Genomic DNA, 17061 nt, shown 5'->3' with positions numbered 1-17061 from the left:
GTCCTTAAAGTGTGATAAAATTATTAAGATTTTAGACTTGAAGGGAGTGAAAAATATGTCAAAAACAGTAGTACGTAAGAATGAATCTCTTGACGATGCTCTTCGTCGTTTCAAACGTGCGGTTACTAAAGCTGGTACTCTTCAAGAAACACGCAAACGTGAATTCTATGAAAAACCTTCTGTAAAACGTAAACGTAAATCAGAAGCAGCTCGTAAACGTAAAAAATTCTAATTGAATACAAGAACAGACTTCGGTCTGTTTTTTGTTTCTCTAGAAAAATTGAAGACAAAAAAGCCGACCTTCTAGCTAGAAGATCGGATCTTTTTATCTGATTATTTGTTTGCAAGCAAGTCGCGGATTTCAGTAAGCAACTCTTCTTGAGTAGGAGCAGGAGCTTCTTCTTCGACAGCTTCTTCTTTTTTACCAAGGTTTTGAGCTTTCTCTGCAGCTTTCACTACAAAGAAAAGAACAGTACCAACAACAAGGAAATTAATAACAGCGCTCAAGAAGCTACCGTAAGCAACACCGTTCCATGACAATTGTGCAATATTTTCAACATGAGCAGCTTTCAAAGCTGGGTTCAAAATAAGTGGAGTGATGATATCGTTAACAAATGATGTTACGATAGCTCCGAATGCAGCTCCGATAACGACTGCAACAGCAAGGTCAACAACGTTCCCACGAAGGAGAAAAGCTTTCAAATCTTTTAACATATCCTAAATATGTCCTTTCATAATAATTTTTTACTATGATAGTATAACGGAAAAATATTCGACTGACAAGGAATATGCCTCATTTTTTTAAAATTAGTGATAAAGGTTGAAAATCTTTTCTTTTATGTGTGAAATCGGTAGGAAAAAATTTACTTTTACTAACTTTTAGTATAAAATATAAAGTGATAATCTATGGTAAAATGGAGGCACTGTTTATGGTTGATAAAGAGCTAATTGCAGAAATTAAAAACAGTGTAAACATTGTTGAAGTTATTGGTGAAGTTGTTTCTTTGACCAAGGCTGGCCGTAATTTTTTAGGGCTCTGTCCTTTTCATGGTGAAAAGACTCCTTCTTTTAATGTCGTTGAAGACAAGCAGTTTTACCATTGTTTTGGATGTGGTCGCTCGGGAGATGTCTTTAAGTTTATTGAGGAATACCGTGGAGTCGTTTTTATGGATGCGGTCCAGATCGTAGCAGAAAAAGCGGGTATTGCGCTTCAGTACCAAGCAAGGCCGGCTCAACCAACGTCTATCAATCCCAACCAAGAACTTTATGAGATTCATCAGGAAGCCAGTAAGTTCTACCAGGCGATTCTGATGACGACAAAGATGGGAGAAGAAGCGCGAAATTATCTGCATGAACGTGGATTGACGGATGAGGTCATCCGACATTTTCAATTGGGCTTAGCCCCAGCAGAAGGGAATTATCTCTATCGAAATCTCTCTGAGAAGTTCTCTGAGAAAGTGATTACCGATTCGGGGTTATTCACAATCTCAGATGCTGGAACAGTTTTTGATGCCTTTCAGGATCGGATTATGTTTCCTTTGACGGATGATAGTGGACGTGTCATTGCTTTTTCTGGTAGACTGTGGAAACTAACGGATGATGGCAGTCATCAAGCCAAGTATAAGAATAGTCGAAGTACCCGTCTATTTAATAAGAGTTATGAACTTTATCATTTGGATCAAGCTAAGACGAGCGCCAAAAAGCAACATGAAATGTATATCATGGAAGGCTTTATGGATGTCATTGCGGCTTATCGAGCTGGGATTGAAAATGCAGTCGCCTCTATGGGGACAGCCTTGACACCAGAGCACGTCCAGCACCTGTCTCATTTTACCAAAAAGGTCATTTTGACCTATGATGGGGATAAGGCGGGACTTGAAGCAACCGCTAAGGCCTTGGATATCTTGCAGGATCTGGAGTTGGAGATCGTCCGTATCCCTGATCAGATGGATCCCGATGAGTACCTCAAAAAGACCTCCCCAGAAGATCTAGCTTCCCTCTTGAAGAATTCGCGGATCAGTAAGGTTGAATTCTTGATGCACTACTGGAAACCCCAGTATATTGAGAACTTACAGGCACAGATTGAGTTTGTCGAGAAGCTGGCACCGATGATCGCCCAGACGCGCTCCATCACAGCGCAAAACACCTATATTTATAAGTTGGCAGATTTATTGCCAGACTTTGATTATTTGCAGATTGAGCAGATTGTCAATAATAGTCGCTTGCATCAACGGCAGGAGGATCAAAGTGGTGGACGATCAAGAACGTCGAATTTTTCAGTCGATCTCCTGCCTAATCGTGGGATGACGCGCTTGATCAAGGCGGAAAATCATTTATTAAGTAGGATGAAAGATTTTCCAATGGTGCTTAATGATTACCGTTTGCGACCTGATTTTGTCTTTGACACACCGGAGTTACAGATCTTGTACCAATTACTCTGTCAAAATGGAGAAGTCACATCTCAGGATTTGTCCGAGCAACCTGAAGGGGTCCAGCACGCCTGGTACCGGATGGTAGAAGAAGATTTGCCAGAAGAGATAGCGGATGGTGAATTAGAAGAAGTGGAAGAAACGCGAAATCGTGAGCTTCTTCGCAAAGAAAGTCAACAAATTGGAAATAAAGTGAAGGAAGCTTCCTCGACAGGGGATGCGGAAAAAGCTTTATTGGAACTCGAGCGTTTGATCGCTCAAAAAAGAAGAATGGAGTAGGAATGGCTAAAGAACAAAAAGATATTACAACATTGGACGTTCAAATTGCAGAGTTTATTCGCAGCCACAAGAAAAGTGGAACTGCAACAGATGATGAAATTAATGACAAGTTGGTTATTCCATTCACACTAGATGCAGATGGGATTGAAGATCTTTTGCAACGGATTCAAGATGCAGGAATTTCGATCACGGATAAAGATGGTAACCCAAGTGCGCGTGTGTTGAACAATGAAGAAGAGCCAGAATTGTCAGATGAGGAATTGCTTGGAAGCAACTCTGCCAAGGTCAACGACCCAGTACGGATGTACTTGAAAGAAATTGGGGTTGTTCCTCTTTTGACAAATGAAGAAGAACAAGAATTGGCTATCTTAGTGGAACAAGGTGACTTGGAAGCCAAGCAACGTCTTGCAGAAGCCAACCTTCGTTTGGTTGTATCCATTGCGAAACGTTACGTTGGTCGTGGAATGCAATTTTTGGATTTGATCCAAGAAGGAAATATGGGCTTGATGAAGGCCGTTGATAAGTTTGACTATACCAAAGGGTTCAAGTTCTCTACCTATGCTACTTGGTGGATTCGTCAGGCTATCACTCGTGCCATTGCAGACCAAGCACGGACCATTCGGATCCCTGTTCACATGGTGGAAACCATTAACAAGTTGGTTCGTGAACAACGCAATCTCTTGCAAGAATTGGGACAAGACCCAACGCCTGAACAAATCGCTGAACGCATGGATATGACGCCTGATAAGGTACGCGAAATCTTGAAGATTGCCCAAGAGCCTGTTTCTTTGGAAACGCCAATCGGGGAAGAAGACGATAGCCATTTGGGAGATTTCATCGAAGATGAAGTGATTGAAAATCCAGTAGACTACACCACTCGTGTGGTTCTACGTGAACAATTAGATGAAGTCCTCGATACCCTGACAGACCGTGAAGAAAACGTACTTCGTTTACGTTTCGGTTTGGATGATGGAAAAATGCGGACCTTGGAAGATGTGGGTAAAGTCTTCAACGTGACCCGTGAACGGATCCGTCAGATCGAAGCCAAAGCCCTCCGTAAACTCCGCCACCCAAGCAGAAGCAAACCATTGCGTGACTTTATAGAGGATTAAAAATGTCCAGTGGACATTTTTAACGGTCGCCTAGAAATGAAGAAGCGACCCAGGTCCTGCGGACCTTTTTAACCCGAGCCAAGAAATTCTATCGAGAGTAAATAGCAGAAAAAGGAAGTCATATGGCATATACAACTGAGCAAATTGAAGAAATTAAAAATAAAATCTTAAATGCTTTGGAAGAGGTAATCGATCCTGAGCTTGGGATTGATATTGTCAATTTAGGTCTTGTCTACGAGATCCATTTTGACGGTGAAACTGGAGCAACCATCATTGATATGACCCTAACGACCATGGGGTGTCCATTAGCGGATCTTCTGACAGATCAGATTCATGATGTTTTAGCAGAAGTAGAAGAAGTGACATCAGTGGATGTGAAGTTGGTCTGGTACCCTGCTTGGACGGTTGAAAAGATGAGCCGTTATGCACGGATCGCACTTGGAATTAGTTAAACATTCTATGCATCAAAATAAATCAGAGGTTGGGGTTTCCCTAACCTCTGATTTATTTATCCCTATTTTTTTGAACAAGTATTTACAAATTCTTAGCAAATTTTCAGATAAAGTTGCAATCATCAAGGGGACAGGGTATAATAGCATAAATAGAAAATAAAGGAGATTTACATGAATCAGTATCCTTTGGTCTACTTGGACCATGTGACAAAGAATTATGGGCATGAAGTTGCTCTCATGGATGTTAGTTTGAACATCCAACCTGGCCGTATTATTGGCCTTTTGGGGCCCAATGGTAGCGGGAAAACAACCATCATTAAATTGATTAATGGTTTGTTGCAACCAAGCCTTGGAAATATCTATATTCATGGGCAATTACCATCCCCTGCTTCTAAAAAAGTAGTTTCCTATTTGCCAGATACAACTTATCTGAATGAAAATATGAAAATTATTGATGCTATTCGCTATTTTCAAGATTTTTATGCAGATTTTAATGTCCAACGAGCTTACCAATTGCTCAACGATTTGCATTTGCATCCAAATCAAAAATTGAACAGCCTTTCAAAAGGGAACAAGGAAAAAGTGCAATTGATTTTGGTGATGAGTCGTGAAGCGGACTTGTATGTTCTTGATGAACCAATCGGTGGGGTTGACCCAGCAGCGCGTGATTATATTTTGCGGACCATTATTCAAAACAGACGTCCAAACTCTTCTGTCTTGATTTCTACTCACTTGATTGCTGATATTGAGCAAGTTTTGGATGAGGCCATTTTCATCAACCAAGGAAGAATCCTCTTGCATGAAAATACGACTGTTATGCGCAATCAACACGGAAAATCAATCGATGAGATCTTCCGTGATCAATTCCGTGTTTATTAGGAGGACCCCATGTTTGGTAAATTATTAAAATATGAATTTAAATCGACAGCTAAGTGGTATTTATTGATCACCCTGATCGCACTAGGTTTGTCAGTGATTACAGGTGTTATTGGTGGAAGTGCTACAAACGGTTTTGTGGATATGGAAACCAATAGTATGCAAATCATAACGGGGACTCTTGGGATTCTCATTTTTGGAGGAGTCATTGGTCTTTATCTTAGTAACTACTATATTATTATCCGTCGTTTCTATTCCAACATATACGGACGTGAAGGTTACTTGACCTGGACCCTTCCAGCTAGCCCGCATGCGATCATTTTGTCTAAATTTGTGGGAGCTTTAGTAGCGAGTCTTTACTGCCTATTCCTTCTATTTTTTAGTGGTTTTATCACAATTATTGTGATGGGTGCTGTCATTGGACAAGACCTCTCTCCTGTATTTAGTATTATCGCTGAGGCTTTTAGTCATTCTATTGCTTATTGGATTATCGTTTGGTGGATTTTTACCACAGCCTCAGGGATCTTCCTATTTTATGTATCGATCGCACTTGGCCAACTCTTCCAAAATCGTCGTGGATTTAAGGCTATTCTGTTTTTCTTTCTCTTGTGCATTGTTTTAAGTATCATCGGTACAGCAGTCAATCCATTAAAAGATTCATATGCTGTCGGATATGCATTGGTTTATGGAAATATTGATGATTTTGGACCTAACTTCATCCCAGGCCTCATCTATGAAGTCATCAAGATTGTTTCTATGTACTTCACCATTCACTATATCAGCAAGTATAAGTTGAATCTTCAATAAAAACAGTTAATTGAACAAGGAGCTCCCCAGTGGAAGCCTTCTTGTTCAATTTTTTTTTTTGCATTTTTAGCTACATTTTGATATACTAATTGTATTCGTTTTGGGGTCGTTACGGATTCGACAGGCATTATGAGGCATATTTTGCAACTCATCTAGCGGATGTAAAACGCCAGTTAAATATAACTGCAAAAAATAATAATTCATACGCTTTAGCTGCCTAAACACCAGCAGGCGTGACCCGATTCGAATCGCTCGTGTTTGATGACAGGTCTTAATTTTAGCGAGATACGATCTAGCTTGGTCTAGGAGTTAGATAAGAGATTGATAGACTCGCAGGTACAGGGCTTGAGTTATGTGTCATGTAGCTGTTAAAAGAAGACATAACCTATGGTTGTAGACAAATATGCTGGCAGGTGTTTGGACGTGGGTTCGACTCCCACCGGCTCCATATTTTTATTCATGGAAGATTACTCAAGAGGCTTAAGAGGCCGTGTTGGAAACGCGGTAGGCGTGTAAAAGCGTGCGTGGGTTCGAATCCCATGTCTTCCGTTGTTGAGACATCATTGTGTAGCAGTGGTGTTTTTTTGTTCAAAAATGAGTCCTCGAAATAGACTAGTGAGGGAGGAGAGAAAAGTGATTGCACAGCTAGATACCAAATCAGTCTATACCTTTATGGAAAGTCTTGTGACCATAAAAGACTATGTACAAGTGGCTAAAAGCATGGGCTATAACGCATTGGGAATCATGGATGTAGATAATTTGTATGGTGCTTATGAATTAATCGAAGTCTGTCAGTCGCATAATATCACCCCTTTAGTTGGTTTGGAGGTTGAACTAAAACTAGATAATGAAATGATTCCGTTTCGGATGCTGGCTTTGTCTACTAAGGGCTACCAAAATCTGATGAAGATATCAACTGTTAAAATGATGGGGAAGAGCAATTGGGAGGATGTGAAGCACCTAACAGAAGGACTAGCAGTCATTGTCCCAGCTCCTTTTGCTAGCAGAGACCTGCCTCTTGATCTAGATTACTTCATCGGAGTTTTTGCGGATACGCCGGTCCAAGAGTTTAGCCACCCTGTGCTCCCTCTTCATACCGTTCGATTTTTTGAGGCTGGGGATGTGGAAGCCATGCAGATGCTGGCAGCCATCAAGGACAATCAAAGCTTGACGGAAACAGGACCAATTGATCCGACAACAGTCCTAAAAACTCCTCAGGATTTAAAGAATGATTTTGCAGAGCGATTTCCTCAAGCCATCACAAATCTGGAAAAACTAGTCCAAGGGATTCAATATGATATTGACACCCAGTTGAAATTGCCTCGCTTCAATCCTCAGAAACCAGCTGTTGAGGAACTGAGAGAATTAGCTCAAGCGGGTCTCCTTCGAAAGAACTTGACCAGTCCGGTCTATCAAGAACGTCTGGAGCATGAATTAGACATTATTCACCAGATGGGCTTTGATGATTATTTCTTGATTGTCTGGGACCTTCTTCGTTTCGGACGGAGTCAAGGCTATTATATGGGAATGGGACGTGGGTCTGCTGTAGGCTCACTGGTAGCCTATTCCCTAGGGATTACAGGGATTGATCCTGTGGAGAAGAACCTCCTATTTGAGCGCTTTTTAAATGTGGAGCGCTACACCATGCCGGATATTGATATTGATATTCCTGATATCTATCGTCCAGAATTTATCCGCTATGTGCGAGACCGTTACGGGAGTTACCATGCAGCTCAAATCGTGACCTTTTCAACCTTTGGGGCCAAACAAGCCATTCGAGATGTCTTCAAACGTTTTGGGGTACCAGAGTATGAATTGACCTCCATTACCAAGCGGATTGGGTTTAGGGATACACTGACGACAGCTTATGAACAGAATCTAGCTTTTCGACAAGTGATTCATAGCCGAGCAGAATTTGAACGTGGCTTTGAAATTGCCAAAAGAATAGAAGGCCAACCTAGACAAACCTCGATCCACGCGGCTGGGGTTGTGATGAGTGACCAGGATTTGACGGATCACATTCCTCTCAAGTATGGAGAAGACATGTTTGTCACCCAGTATGATGCCCATGCGGTTGAAGCCAATGGTCTGTTAAAGATGGACTTTTTGGGTCTGCGAAATTTAACCTTTGTTCAGAAAATGAAGGAAGCCGTCTATGAAAAGTACCAAGAAGAGATCGTGATTGAAGCCATTGATTTAGAAGATCCAGAAACCTTGGCCTTGTTTGCTGCTGGGGATACCAAGGGGATTTTCCAATTTGAACAGGCTGGAGCCATTCGCCTCTTGAGACGAGTGAGACCCAATCATTTCGAAGAAGTGGTAGCGACCACCTCTCTCAATCGTCCAGGCGCTAGTGATTACATTGACAATTTCGTCAAAAGAAAGCACGGCCAGGAAAAAGTTGAGATTTTAGATCCAGCTATTGAAGCAATCTTACGGCCCACATATGGGATCATGCTCTACCAAGAGCAGGTCATGCAGGTTGCCCAGCGTTTTGCAGGTTTTAGCCTAGGGAAAGCCGATATCTTACGTCGGGCTATGGGCAAAAAAAATGTGGCTGAAATGCACAAGATGGAAGCCGATTTTGTCGCAGGTGCTCTTAAACTTGGGCATACGGAAGAAAAAGCCAAAGAGGTCTTTGCGATCATGGAAAAATTCGCAGGCTATGGGTTTAACCGTTCTCATGCCTATGCCTATTCTGCCTTGGCCTTTCAGATGGCCTATTTCAAGGTCCATTATCCAGATGTTTTCTTTGATATCATGCTCAATTATTCGAGTAGCGATTATCTGACAGATGCTCTCCAGTTTGATTTTAAAGTCGCGCCATTATCCATCAACACCATCCCTTACAGAGATAAGTTCCAGGATCGGAAAATCTACTTGGGAATGAAAAATATCAAGGGACTCCCAAGAGATTTAGCATATTGGATCATTGACAATCGTCCCTTTGAAAGTGTCGAAGATTTTATTTTACGACTACCCAATCAGTATCATAAATTGCCTTTGTTAACACCTTTAGTGGAGCTTGGATTGTTTGACATTTTTGAAAAAAATAGGCGCAAGGTGCTTCACAATTTGCCGAATTTGTTTGTCTTTGCTGATGAGCTAGGCAGTTTGTTTGCGGATTCTAACTATTCCTGGACAGAAACGGAGGACTTTAGCCAGGCTGAAAAATATGAGAAGGAAGAGGCCATTATTGGCGTCGGGCTCAGTACTCACCCATTGGTTGCGATTGGGCAAATGAGTCCCTACGAGATCCAACCAATTTCTCAATTAGTTCAAGGAGAGCAGGCACGCATTCTCATTGAGATACAAAACATTCGAACGATTCGAACCAAGTCGGGTGATCTCATGGCTTTCTTACAAGTCAGTGATACCAAGAAAAAATTGGATGTGACCCTTTTCCCTGAAACCTACAATCGATTTTCCTCTTTGATAAAAGAAGGTGGCTTTTATTACTTGACAGGGAAGATACAAGAGCGTGATGGGCGCTTGCAGATGATTCTAGCAGAGGTGCAACTTGCAACCAATGAAAAGTTCTGGATCCAGTTGCTCGATCATCGTCAGGATAAAACAATTCTTTCTATCTTGAAAAAATATCCGGGCCCATATCCTGTGATATTACGCTATGAAGACGAGAAAAAAACTCTTCAATTGAAGGGCTATACAGTCCAGAAAAACAAAGAATTGGAAGATGAATTAAAGAATCTCGTTATGAAAACGATTTATCGGTAAAAACTGCGAAAAATACGAGAATTTTAGTCTTCTTTGTGTTATAATTACGTAGAATGTAAAAGAAAAAAAGGAGCAAACAACGAAATGAAACGTATTGCTGTTTTAACTAGTGGTGGAGATGCCCCTGGCATGAACGCTGCTATCCGTGCAGTTGTTCGTCAAGCAATTTCAGAAGGAATGGAAGTTTTCGGTATCTATGATGGATATGCGGGAATGGTTGCTGGTAAAATTCAGCCGCTTGACGCCTCATCTGTTGGAGATATTATTTCCCGTGGTGGTACCTTCCTTCATTCAGCTCGTTACCCTGAATTCGCACAACGCGAAGGTCAATTAAAAGGGATCGAGCAATTGAAGAAACACGGGATCGAAGGTGTTGTCGTTATTGGTGGAGATGGTTCTTACCATGGTGCGATGCGCTTGACTGAGCTTGGATTCCCAGCTGTTGGTCTTCCTGGTACGATCGACAACGATATCGTCGGAACTGACTTTACAATTGGTTTTGATACGGCAGTCACAACTGCAATGGACGCGATCGATAAGATCCGTGATACTTCATCTAGTCACCACCGTACTTTCGTAATTGAAGTGATGGGACGTAATGCTGGAGATATCGCTCTTTGGGCAGGGATTGCATCTGGAGCAGATGAAATCATCATTCCTGAAGAAGGATTCAAGATCGAAGAAGTTGTTGAGAGCATCAAAGAAGGTTACGCAAAAGGTCGTACCCACAACATCATCATCTTGGCTGAAGGCGTGATGTCTGCAGATGAATTTGGTAAAGCGTTGAAAGAAGCTGGTGATGAAAGTGACCTTCGTGTGACTGAGCTTGGCCACATCCAACGTGGTGGTTCACCTACAGCGCGTGACCGTGTTCTTGCATCACGTATGGGAGCACACGCAGTTAAATTGTTGAAACAAGGAATCGGTGGTGTAGCCGTTGGTATCCGCAATGAAAAAATGGTGGAAAATCCAATCCTTGGTAACGCAGAAGAAGGAGCCCTCTTTAGCTTGACAGAAGATGGTAAGATTGTGGTAAACAATCCACATAAAGCTGATCTTGGTCTTGCCGAGTTGAACCGTAGCTTGTCTTCAATCTAATGTTATTTCATTAATTCGTTAACCTTGTCTTAAAAAGACAGATATATTTAAAAAGGAGTCATATATATCATGAACAAACGTGTAAAAATCGTTGCAACTTTAGGTCCTGCGGTAGAAATCCGTGGCGGTAAAAAATTCGGTGAAGATGGATACTGGGCTGAAAAACTTGACGTTGAAGCTTCAGCACAAAACATTGCTAAATTGATCGAAGCTGGCGCTAACACTTTCCGTTTCAACTTCTCACACGGTGACCACCAAGAACAAGGTGAACGTATGGCGACTGTTAAACGTGCAGAAGAAATCGCTGGTAAAAAAGTTGGTTACCTTCTTGATACAAAAGGTCCTGAAATTCGTACTGAATTGTTCGAAGGCGAAGCTAAAGAATACTCTTATACAACTGGTGAAAAAATTCGTGTTGCGACTAAACAAGGTATCAAATCAACTCGTGATGTGATTGCTTTGAACGTTGCTGGTGCCCTTGATATCTTTGATGACGTTGAAGTTGGACACCAAGTATTGGTTGATGATGGTAAATTGGGTCTTCGCGTTGTAGAAAAAGACGCTGCAAAACGTGAATTCGTTGTTGAAGTTGAAAACGATGGTATCATCGCTAAACAAAAAGGTGTAAACATCCCTAATACGAAGATTCCTTTCCCAGCCCTTGCTGAACGTGATAACGATGATATTCGTTTCGGTCTTAAACAAGGTATCAACTTCATCGCGATCTCATTCGTACGTACTGCAAAAGACGTAAACGAAGTTCGTGCCATCTGTGAAGAAACTGGCAATGGTCACGTTCAATTGTTTGCGAAAATCGAAAACCAACAAGGTATCGAAAACTTGGATGAAATCATTGAAGCTGCTGATGGTATCATGATTGCTCGTGGTGACATGGGTATCGAAGTACCATTTGAAATGGTTCCAGTTTACCAAAAAATGATTATCACAAAAGTCAATGCTGCTGGTAAAGTTGTTATCACTGCAACTAACATGCTTGAAACAATGACTGAAAAGCCACGTGCAACTCGTTCAGAAGTATCAGACGTATTTAACGCGGTTATCGATGGTACTGATGCTACAATGCTTTCAGGTGAATCTGCAAATGGTAAATACCCACTTGAGTCAGTTGCAACAATGGCTACAATTGACAAGAACGCTCAAACTCTTCTTAACGAATACGGACGTTTGAACTCAGATTCATTTGAACGTAACTCTAAGACAGAAGTTATGGCTTCAGCTGTTAAAGATGCTACAAACTCAATGGACATCAAATTGGTTGTAACTTTGACTAAGACTGGTCACACAGCACGTTTGATCTCTAAATATCGTCCAAATGCTGATATCTTGGCATTGACATTTGACGAATTGACAGAACGTGGATTGATGTTGAACTGGGGCGTTATCCCAATGTTAACTGAAGCTCCATCATCAACTGATGATATGTTCGAAATTGCTGAACGCAAAGCAGTTGAAGCAGGTCTTGTAGAATCTGGTGACGATATCGTTATCGTTGCAGGTGTACCACTTGGTGAAGCAGTTCGTACAAACACAATGCGTATCCGTACAGTACGTTAATAGACAATTCTATCTGAAAGCCTTGCTGGTTGGTCTGAAAGGACTGACCGCGAGGTTTTTCTTGTTTAGTTTGCTAACAAGAATTCTCACTAATGCTTACTTTCTCTTTTTTAAAGATCAAAAAAATGGTATAATAAACAAAAAGGAAGGGAGACATACATGCCAAGGAGAGATTTAATTAGAAATGTCATCATTGTCGGTGTTCTGGTTTTAGCACTGATTTTGCTTCGTATCTTTGTATTTCATCCATTTAGTATTAATGATAAGATGGCCAATGCTTCTGTGAAAAATGGAGATCTTGTGGTAGCAACTAAAAATGCTCAGGTGGATCGCAGTGATTTGGTCTTATACAAGGTCGGTGGAAAAGAATACCTTGGACGTGTCATTGCCAAAGAAAACGATGAAGTCAGTTACGTAGATGATGTCCTCTATTTGAATGGACAGGCAACACCAGAACCTTACCTGAATAAAATGCTGAACAAACATCTAGCTGCTCCAACGAGTAATGGGTATTATACGGATGATTTCTTTTTATCAGAGTTAAAAGGGACCAAGGCTGGTCGTGTACCATCCGATACCTTTCTAGTCTTAAATGATAACCGTGGGGATACAGAAGATAGTCGTGAGTTTGGTTATATCCATAAAAATCAGATCGAAGGAGTCGTGAATCTGCGTCTCTATCCCCTTAATAAATTTGGATTTATAAAAGTAGAAGAATAGCCGAAAGGCTATTTTTTCTTACAAAAAAACTACTGCAAAAAAGAATTGCAGTAGCTTTTTATTCTGGTTAGATTGAGGTAGAGGGTTCTATTTTTTCTGTTTACTGGTAATTTGGTGAAAGACCTTTTGCCAGTGTTCATGACGCCGCCAGAGACTGGTATGGATCTGGTCATTTAACTCATAGCGAATCAATTTGGTCTTTTGACTGATAGATTCAATTTCGAAATTCTTAAAGGGAATTTGATGTTCTTCCTGCAAACGGACCAGGTCCTCTTTGTGGCTTTCTTGGCCATACTCATTGATGAGGGTGAAGTTGTCTGCTAGGAGGGTTTGGTATTCCTGCTGAGCCTGCAAGCGTTCCTCATAGGTCTTTAATTTGAGAAGGACATTGTCCAGAATCTCATCTTCAGGGATAGAACTTGGCTCCACATGGACATCGATATCAAAGACGCCAAACTGTTCCTTGAGAAGGCGCTCGACCTCTTCGGTAATAGCATGGCTCTCATAAACAGAGAGGTCTGGATTCATTTCGATGACGACATCTAGGTAAATGTTGCTTCCGTAAGTCCGTCCCCGTTGGGATTTGACCCGGCTGACCTTTGGCAATTCCAGAATAGCCGCCTTGTATTTATCCAGGAGACTTTCATCAAAACCATCGGAGAGGCTGAAGGAGGATTCAATGAAAATGTCGTAGGCAGTTTTTAGGATAAAGAAGGTAATAACGATGGCCACTAATTGGTCCACAATCGGATAGTTAAGAGCACTAGCTCCAATCGCAACAGAGGTTCCTAAAGAAGTGACCACGTCAGACAGGTTGTCTTTGGCAGCTGCCTTGAGGGCCTTGGATTGAGCTTTCTTAGCTAAAGTCCGGTTATAAAGATAGACCGCAAACATGACAAGGGCTGATCCAACTCCGACAATGGCCCCTAAAGGATCAATGACAGTGGTTTCCCTACTGAGGATTTTCTGAACGGTATCTCGTAGAACATCGAATCCCACATAAAACATGATGATGGAAGTCACCAGACTAGCTAGATCTTCGATCTTCCAATGACCGAACCGGTGGTCACGGTCAGCTGGCTGACGGGCTAAGCGAATGCCAATGAGAAGGGCGACGTTACTGATAATATCGGATAAGTTATTAAAACCATCCGCGACCAAACTGGAGGAGTGAAGGAGGTGCCCCGTTGCTAATTTAGCTGCGGAAAGAATCAGGTAGGCGACAATACTGATCAGGGCTCCACGTTCGGCTAGTTTTAAATTACTTTGTGATTGATTCACTGATAACTCCTCCAGACTTCTGTAGATTTCCTCCTAAGCGAAAAACTTGGATCGTTGTTGATGAGGAAATATTCGTTCTTCTTAAGCCTTTATTATAGCCTTTTTGAGTGCAAAATTCAAATGATGCCAACTGTTTCCAAAAGGAGAAAGGGCGAAAATGTGGTATAATAGAACGATTGAATGAATGAGGAGTATGAGATGAATCCTTTATTGAATGGTATGAATGATCGCCAGGCAGAGGCGGTCCAAACGACAGAAGGTCCCCTCTTGATCATGGCGGGGGCCGGTTCTGGTAAGACACGTGTCTTGACCCACCGTATCGCTTACTTGATCGATGAAAAAATGGTCAATCCTTGGAATATTTTGGCCATTACCTTTACCAATAAAGCCGCTCGGGAGATGAAGGAGAGGGCCTATCAGTTAAACCCAGCGACTCAAGATTGCTTGATTGCCACCTTCCACTCCATGTGTGTGCGCATCCTTCGCCGAGATGCGGATCATATTGGCTACAATCGTAACTTCACTATTGTCGATCCAGGTGAGCAACGGACCTTGATGAAGCGGATCTTGAAGTCCTTGAACTTGGATCCTAAGAAATGGAATGAACGGACCATTTTGGGGACCATTTCCAATGCCAAAAATGACCTGATCGATGAAGTGGCCTACGCCGCCCAAGCAGGGGATATGTATACTCAGATCGTCGCTAAGTGTTATGAGGCTTACCAAAAGGAACTCCGTCAGTCAGAAGCAGTGGACTTTGATGACTTGATCATGCTGACCCTGCGTCTTTTTGATCAAAATCCTGATGTTTTGACCTATTACCAGCAGAAGTTCCAATACATCCATGTGGATGAGTACCAAGATACCAACCATGCCCAATACCAGTTGGTCAAACTCTTGGCTTCACGCTTTAAAAATATCTGTGTCGTTGGGGATGCGGACCAGTCTATTTATGGCTGGCGGGGAGCAGATATGCAGAATATCCTGGACTTTGAGAAGGATTATCCTGATGCCAAGGTCGTTTTGTTAGAGGAAAATTATCGTTCCACTAAAACTATCCTGCAAGCAGCCAATGATGTCATCAAAAACAATAAAAATCGTCGTCCTAAGAATCTTTGGACCCAAAATGCTGACGGGGAAGAGATTGTTTATTACCGGGCTAATGACGAGCAGGATGAAGCAGTCTTTGTTGCTAAAACCATTGAAGAGCTTAGTCGCGAAGCGGGTTACAAACACCGTGATTTTGCTGTTCTCTACCGGACAAATGCCCAGTCACGGACCATTGAAGAAGCGTTACTCAAGTCCAACATTCCTTACACTATGGTAGGGGGCACCAAGTTTTATAGCCGGAAGGAAATTCGGGATGTCATTGCTTATCTGAACTTGATTGCTAACCTCAGTGACAATATCAGTTTTGAGCGCATTATCAATGAACCTAAGCGGGGAATCGGGCCAGGTACAGTGGATAAGATTCGCGATTTTGCCCAAATGCAAGAGACTTCGCTCCTGGATGCTTCGGCCAATATCATGCTCTCAGGTATCAAAGGAAAGGCAGCCCAGGCTATCTGGGACTTTGCCAATCTCATTCTTGATTTGAGAGAAAGATTGGACCAGCTGACCATTACAGAATTGGTCGAAGAAGTCCTTGATAAGACAGGTTATATGACAGCCTTAACCAATCAGGGGAATTTGGAAAGTCAGGCCCGCATCGAGAATATCCAAGAGTTCCTGTCTGTTACTAAGAATTTTGATGAAAATGGAGAGACCCTCGAAGACGAATCAGGTGTGGAAACCTTGAGTCGTTTCTTAAACGATTTGGCTTTGATAGCCGATACAGACGATGGGGCCCAAGAAACCTCAGAAGTGACCTTGATGACTCTACATGCGGCTAAAGGATTGGAGTTTCCAGTCGTCTTCCTGATTGGGATGGAAGAAAATGTCTTTCCTCTTAGTCGAGCAGCTGAGGATCCGGATGAATTGGAAGAAGAGCGTCGCCTAGCATATGTAGGAATCACGCGGGCAGAGAAGGTTCTCTTCTTGACTAATGCCAACTCACGTTTGCTCTTTGGACGGACCAGCTACAACCGGCCAACGCGTTTCATCAATGAAATTAGCCCGGATTTATTGACCTACCAAGGATTAGCCCGTCCAGTCAACACTAGCTTTAAGGCTTCTTATAGCAATGGAGGCGGAACGACCTTTGGAAAAGGAATGAGCCTGTCACAAGCCCTTCAAGAGCGCAAGAGACAAGCAGCACCAAGTGCCCTCACTTCATCAAGTCTACCTTTTGGTAATAGTAACCGAGCTGCTACTAAAGAAAGCGTCGCTTGGTCCATTGGAGACATTGCCATTCACAAGAAGTGGGGCGAAGGGACTGTCCTAGAAGTCTCTGGTAGTGGAAGTACCCAAGAGCTCAAGATCAACTTCCCAGAAGTGGGGCTAAAGAAACTCTTGGCCAGTGTCGCTCCGATTGAAAAGAAATAAGTGGAGACCAGTAAGCTAAGTCCACTGTTTCAGATTATAAATAAGCAACATCTTTTCAGAAATCTAAAATTATTACTGAATGAGACTATTGAAAAAAATATTTTGGAACTAGTGCAAAATAGATTGAGACTTTTCGCCGTGAGGAAAGCATCAGAAACGCATTAGTTTCTGGTGCTCGGTAGATTTGAGACGTAAGGCTCAAATCTAAGGTAT

At 42.1% G+C, this 17061-nt stretch carries 13 protein-coding genes, 1 tRNA gene and 1 other RNA gene; 13 read left to right on the top strand and 2 right to left on the bottom strand.

Annotated features, from left to right (window positions below; genetic code table 11):
• Nucleotides 1-55: 55 nt before the first annotated feature.
• Nucleotides 56-232 carry a 30S ribosomal protein S21 gene (rpsU, locus tag NML76_RS02700; RefSeq protein ID WP_000048054.1) on the top strand — a complete coding sequence of 59 codons (177 nt, stop codon included), beginning with the start codon at nt 56-58 and terminating at the stop codon, nt 230-232.
• 101 nt (nt 233-333) lie between these two features.
• Here rpsU and mscL read toward each other — a convergent pair whose 3' ends face one another.
• Nucleotides 334-714, bottom strand: coding sequence for a large conductance mechanosensitive channel protein MscL (gene mscL / locus NML76_RS02695; protein ID WP_003006532.1), 381 nt, complete (start codon nt 712-714; stop codon nt 334-336).
• A 215-nt stretch (nt 715-929) separates the two neighbouring features.
• Here mscL and dnaG point away from each other — a divergent pair, with 215 nt between their 5' ends.
• From dnaG to lepB, 11 genes are all read left to right on the top strand, one after another.
• Nucleotides 930-2708, top strand: coding sequence for a DNA primase (gene dnaG, locus NML76_RS02690; RefSeq protein WP_195623098.1), 1779 nt, complete (start codon nt 930-932; stop codon nt 2706-2708).
• A 2-nt stretch (nt 2709-2710) separates the two neighbouring features.
• Nucleotides 2711-3820, top strand: a complete 1110-nt coding sequence (rpoD, locus tag NML76_RS02685; protein ID WP_021152924.1) for an RNA polymerase sigma factor RpoD — start codon at nt 2711-2713, stop codon at nt 3818-3820.
• A gap of 122 nt (nt 3821-3942) precedes the next feature.
• Nucleotides 3943-4272 carry a metal-sulfur cluster assembly factor gene (locus NML76_RS02680; RefSeq protein WP_004220168.1) on the top strand — a complete coding sequence of 110 codons (330 nt, stop codon included), beginning with the start codon at nt 3943-3945 and terminating at the stop codon, nt 4270-4272.
• A 171-nt stretch (nt 4273-4443) separates the two neighbouring features.
• Nucleotides 4444-5151, top strand: coding sequence for an ABC transporter ATP-binding protein (locus NML76_RS02675; protein WP_049522645.1), 708 nt, complete (start codon nt 4444-4446; stop codon nt 5149-5151).
• Between the two features lie 9 nt (nt 5152-5160).
• Nucleotides 5161-5955: a hypothetical protein gene (locus NML76_RS02670; RefSeq protein ID WP_195623097.1), complete on the top strand. Its 795-nt coding sequence runs from the start codon at nt 5161-5163 to the stop codon at nt 5953-5955.
• A 102-nt stretch (nt 5956-6057) separates the two neighbouring features.
• Nucleotides 6058-6406, top strand: a transfer-messenger RNA (tmRNA) gene (gene ssrA / locus NML76_RS02665).
• A gap of 10 nt (nt 6407-6416) precedes the next feature.
• A tRNA-Ser gene (locus NML76_RS02660) sits at nt 6417-6504 on the top strand.
• 84 nt (nt 6505-6588) lie between these two features.
• Nucleotides 6589-9690, top strand: coding sequence for a DNA polymerase III subunit alpha (locus NML76_RS02655; RefSeq protein WP_254732608.1), 3102 nt, complete (start codon nt 6589-6591; stop codon nt 9688-9690).
• A gap of 84 nt (nt 9691-9774) precedes the next feature.
• Nucleotides 9775-10788: a 6-phosphofructokinase gene (gene pfkA / locus NML76_RS02650; protein WP_118397106.1), complete on the top strand. Its 1014-nt coding sequence runs from the start codon at nt 9775-9777 to the stop codon at nt 10786-10788.
• Between the two features lie 69 nt (nt 10789-10857).
• A complete protein-coding gene (gene pyk / locus NML76_RS02645) occupies nt 10858-12363 on the top strand; it encodes a pyruvate kinase (RefSeq protein ID WP_254732606.1) in 1506 nt (501 codons plus the stop codon).
• Nucleotides 12364-12522: 159 nt separating this feature from the next.
• Nucleotides 12523-13083, top strand: a complete 561-nt coding sequence (lepB, locus tag NML76_RS02640; protein WP_254732604.1) for a signal peptidase I — start codon at nt 12523-12525, stop codon at nt 13081-13083.
• Nucleotides 13084-13170: 87 nt separating this feature from the next.
• Here lepB and NML76_RS02635 read toward each other — a convergent pair whose 3' ends face one another.
• The gene (locus NML76_RS02635) at nt 13171-14364 is read right to left on the bottom strand and encodes a cation diffusion facilitator family transporter (RefSeq protein WP_254732602.1); all 1194 of its coding nucleotides are present in this window, start codon (nt 14362-14364) and stop codon (nt 13171-13173) included.
• Nucleotides 14365-14562: 198 nt separating this feature from the next.
• On the opposite strand from NML76_RS02635, the gene pcrA reads away from it, so the two are divergent.
• Nucleotides 14563-16848, top strand: coding sequence for a DNA helicase PcrA (gene pcrA, locus NML76_RS02630; RefSeq protein ID WP_254732600.1), 2286 nt, complete (start codon nt 14563-14565; stop codon nt 16846-16848).
• The last annotated feature ends 213 nt before the right edge of the window (nt 16849-17061 follow it).

It is taken from the genome of Streptococcus sp. CF8_Ac1-9 (genome assembly GCF_024295565.1).
GTDB classification, from domain to species: Bacteria; Bacillota; Bacilli; order Lactobacillales; family Streptococcaceae; genus Streptococcus; species Streptococcus parasanguinis_X.
Note: the sequence above shows the minus strand (reverse complement) of the source record. Positions and strands in the feature narration are given on the sequence as shown.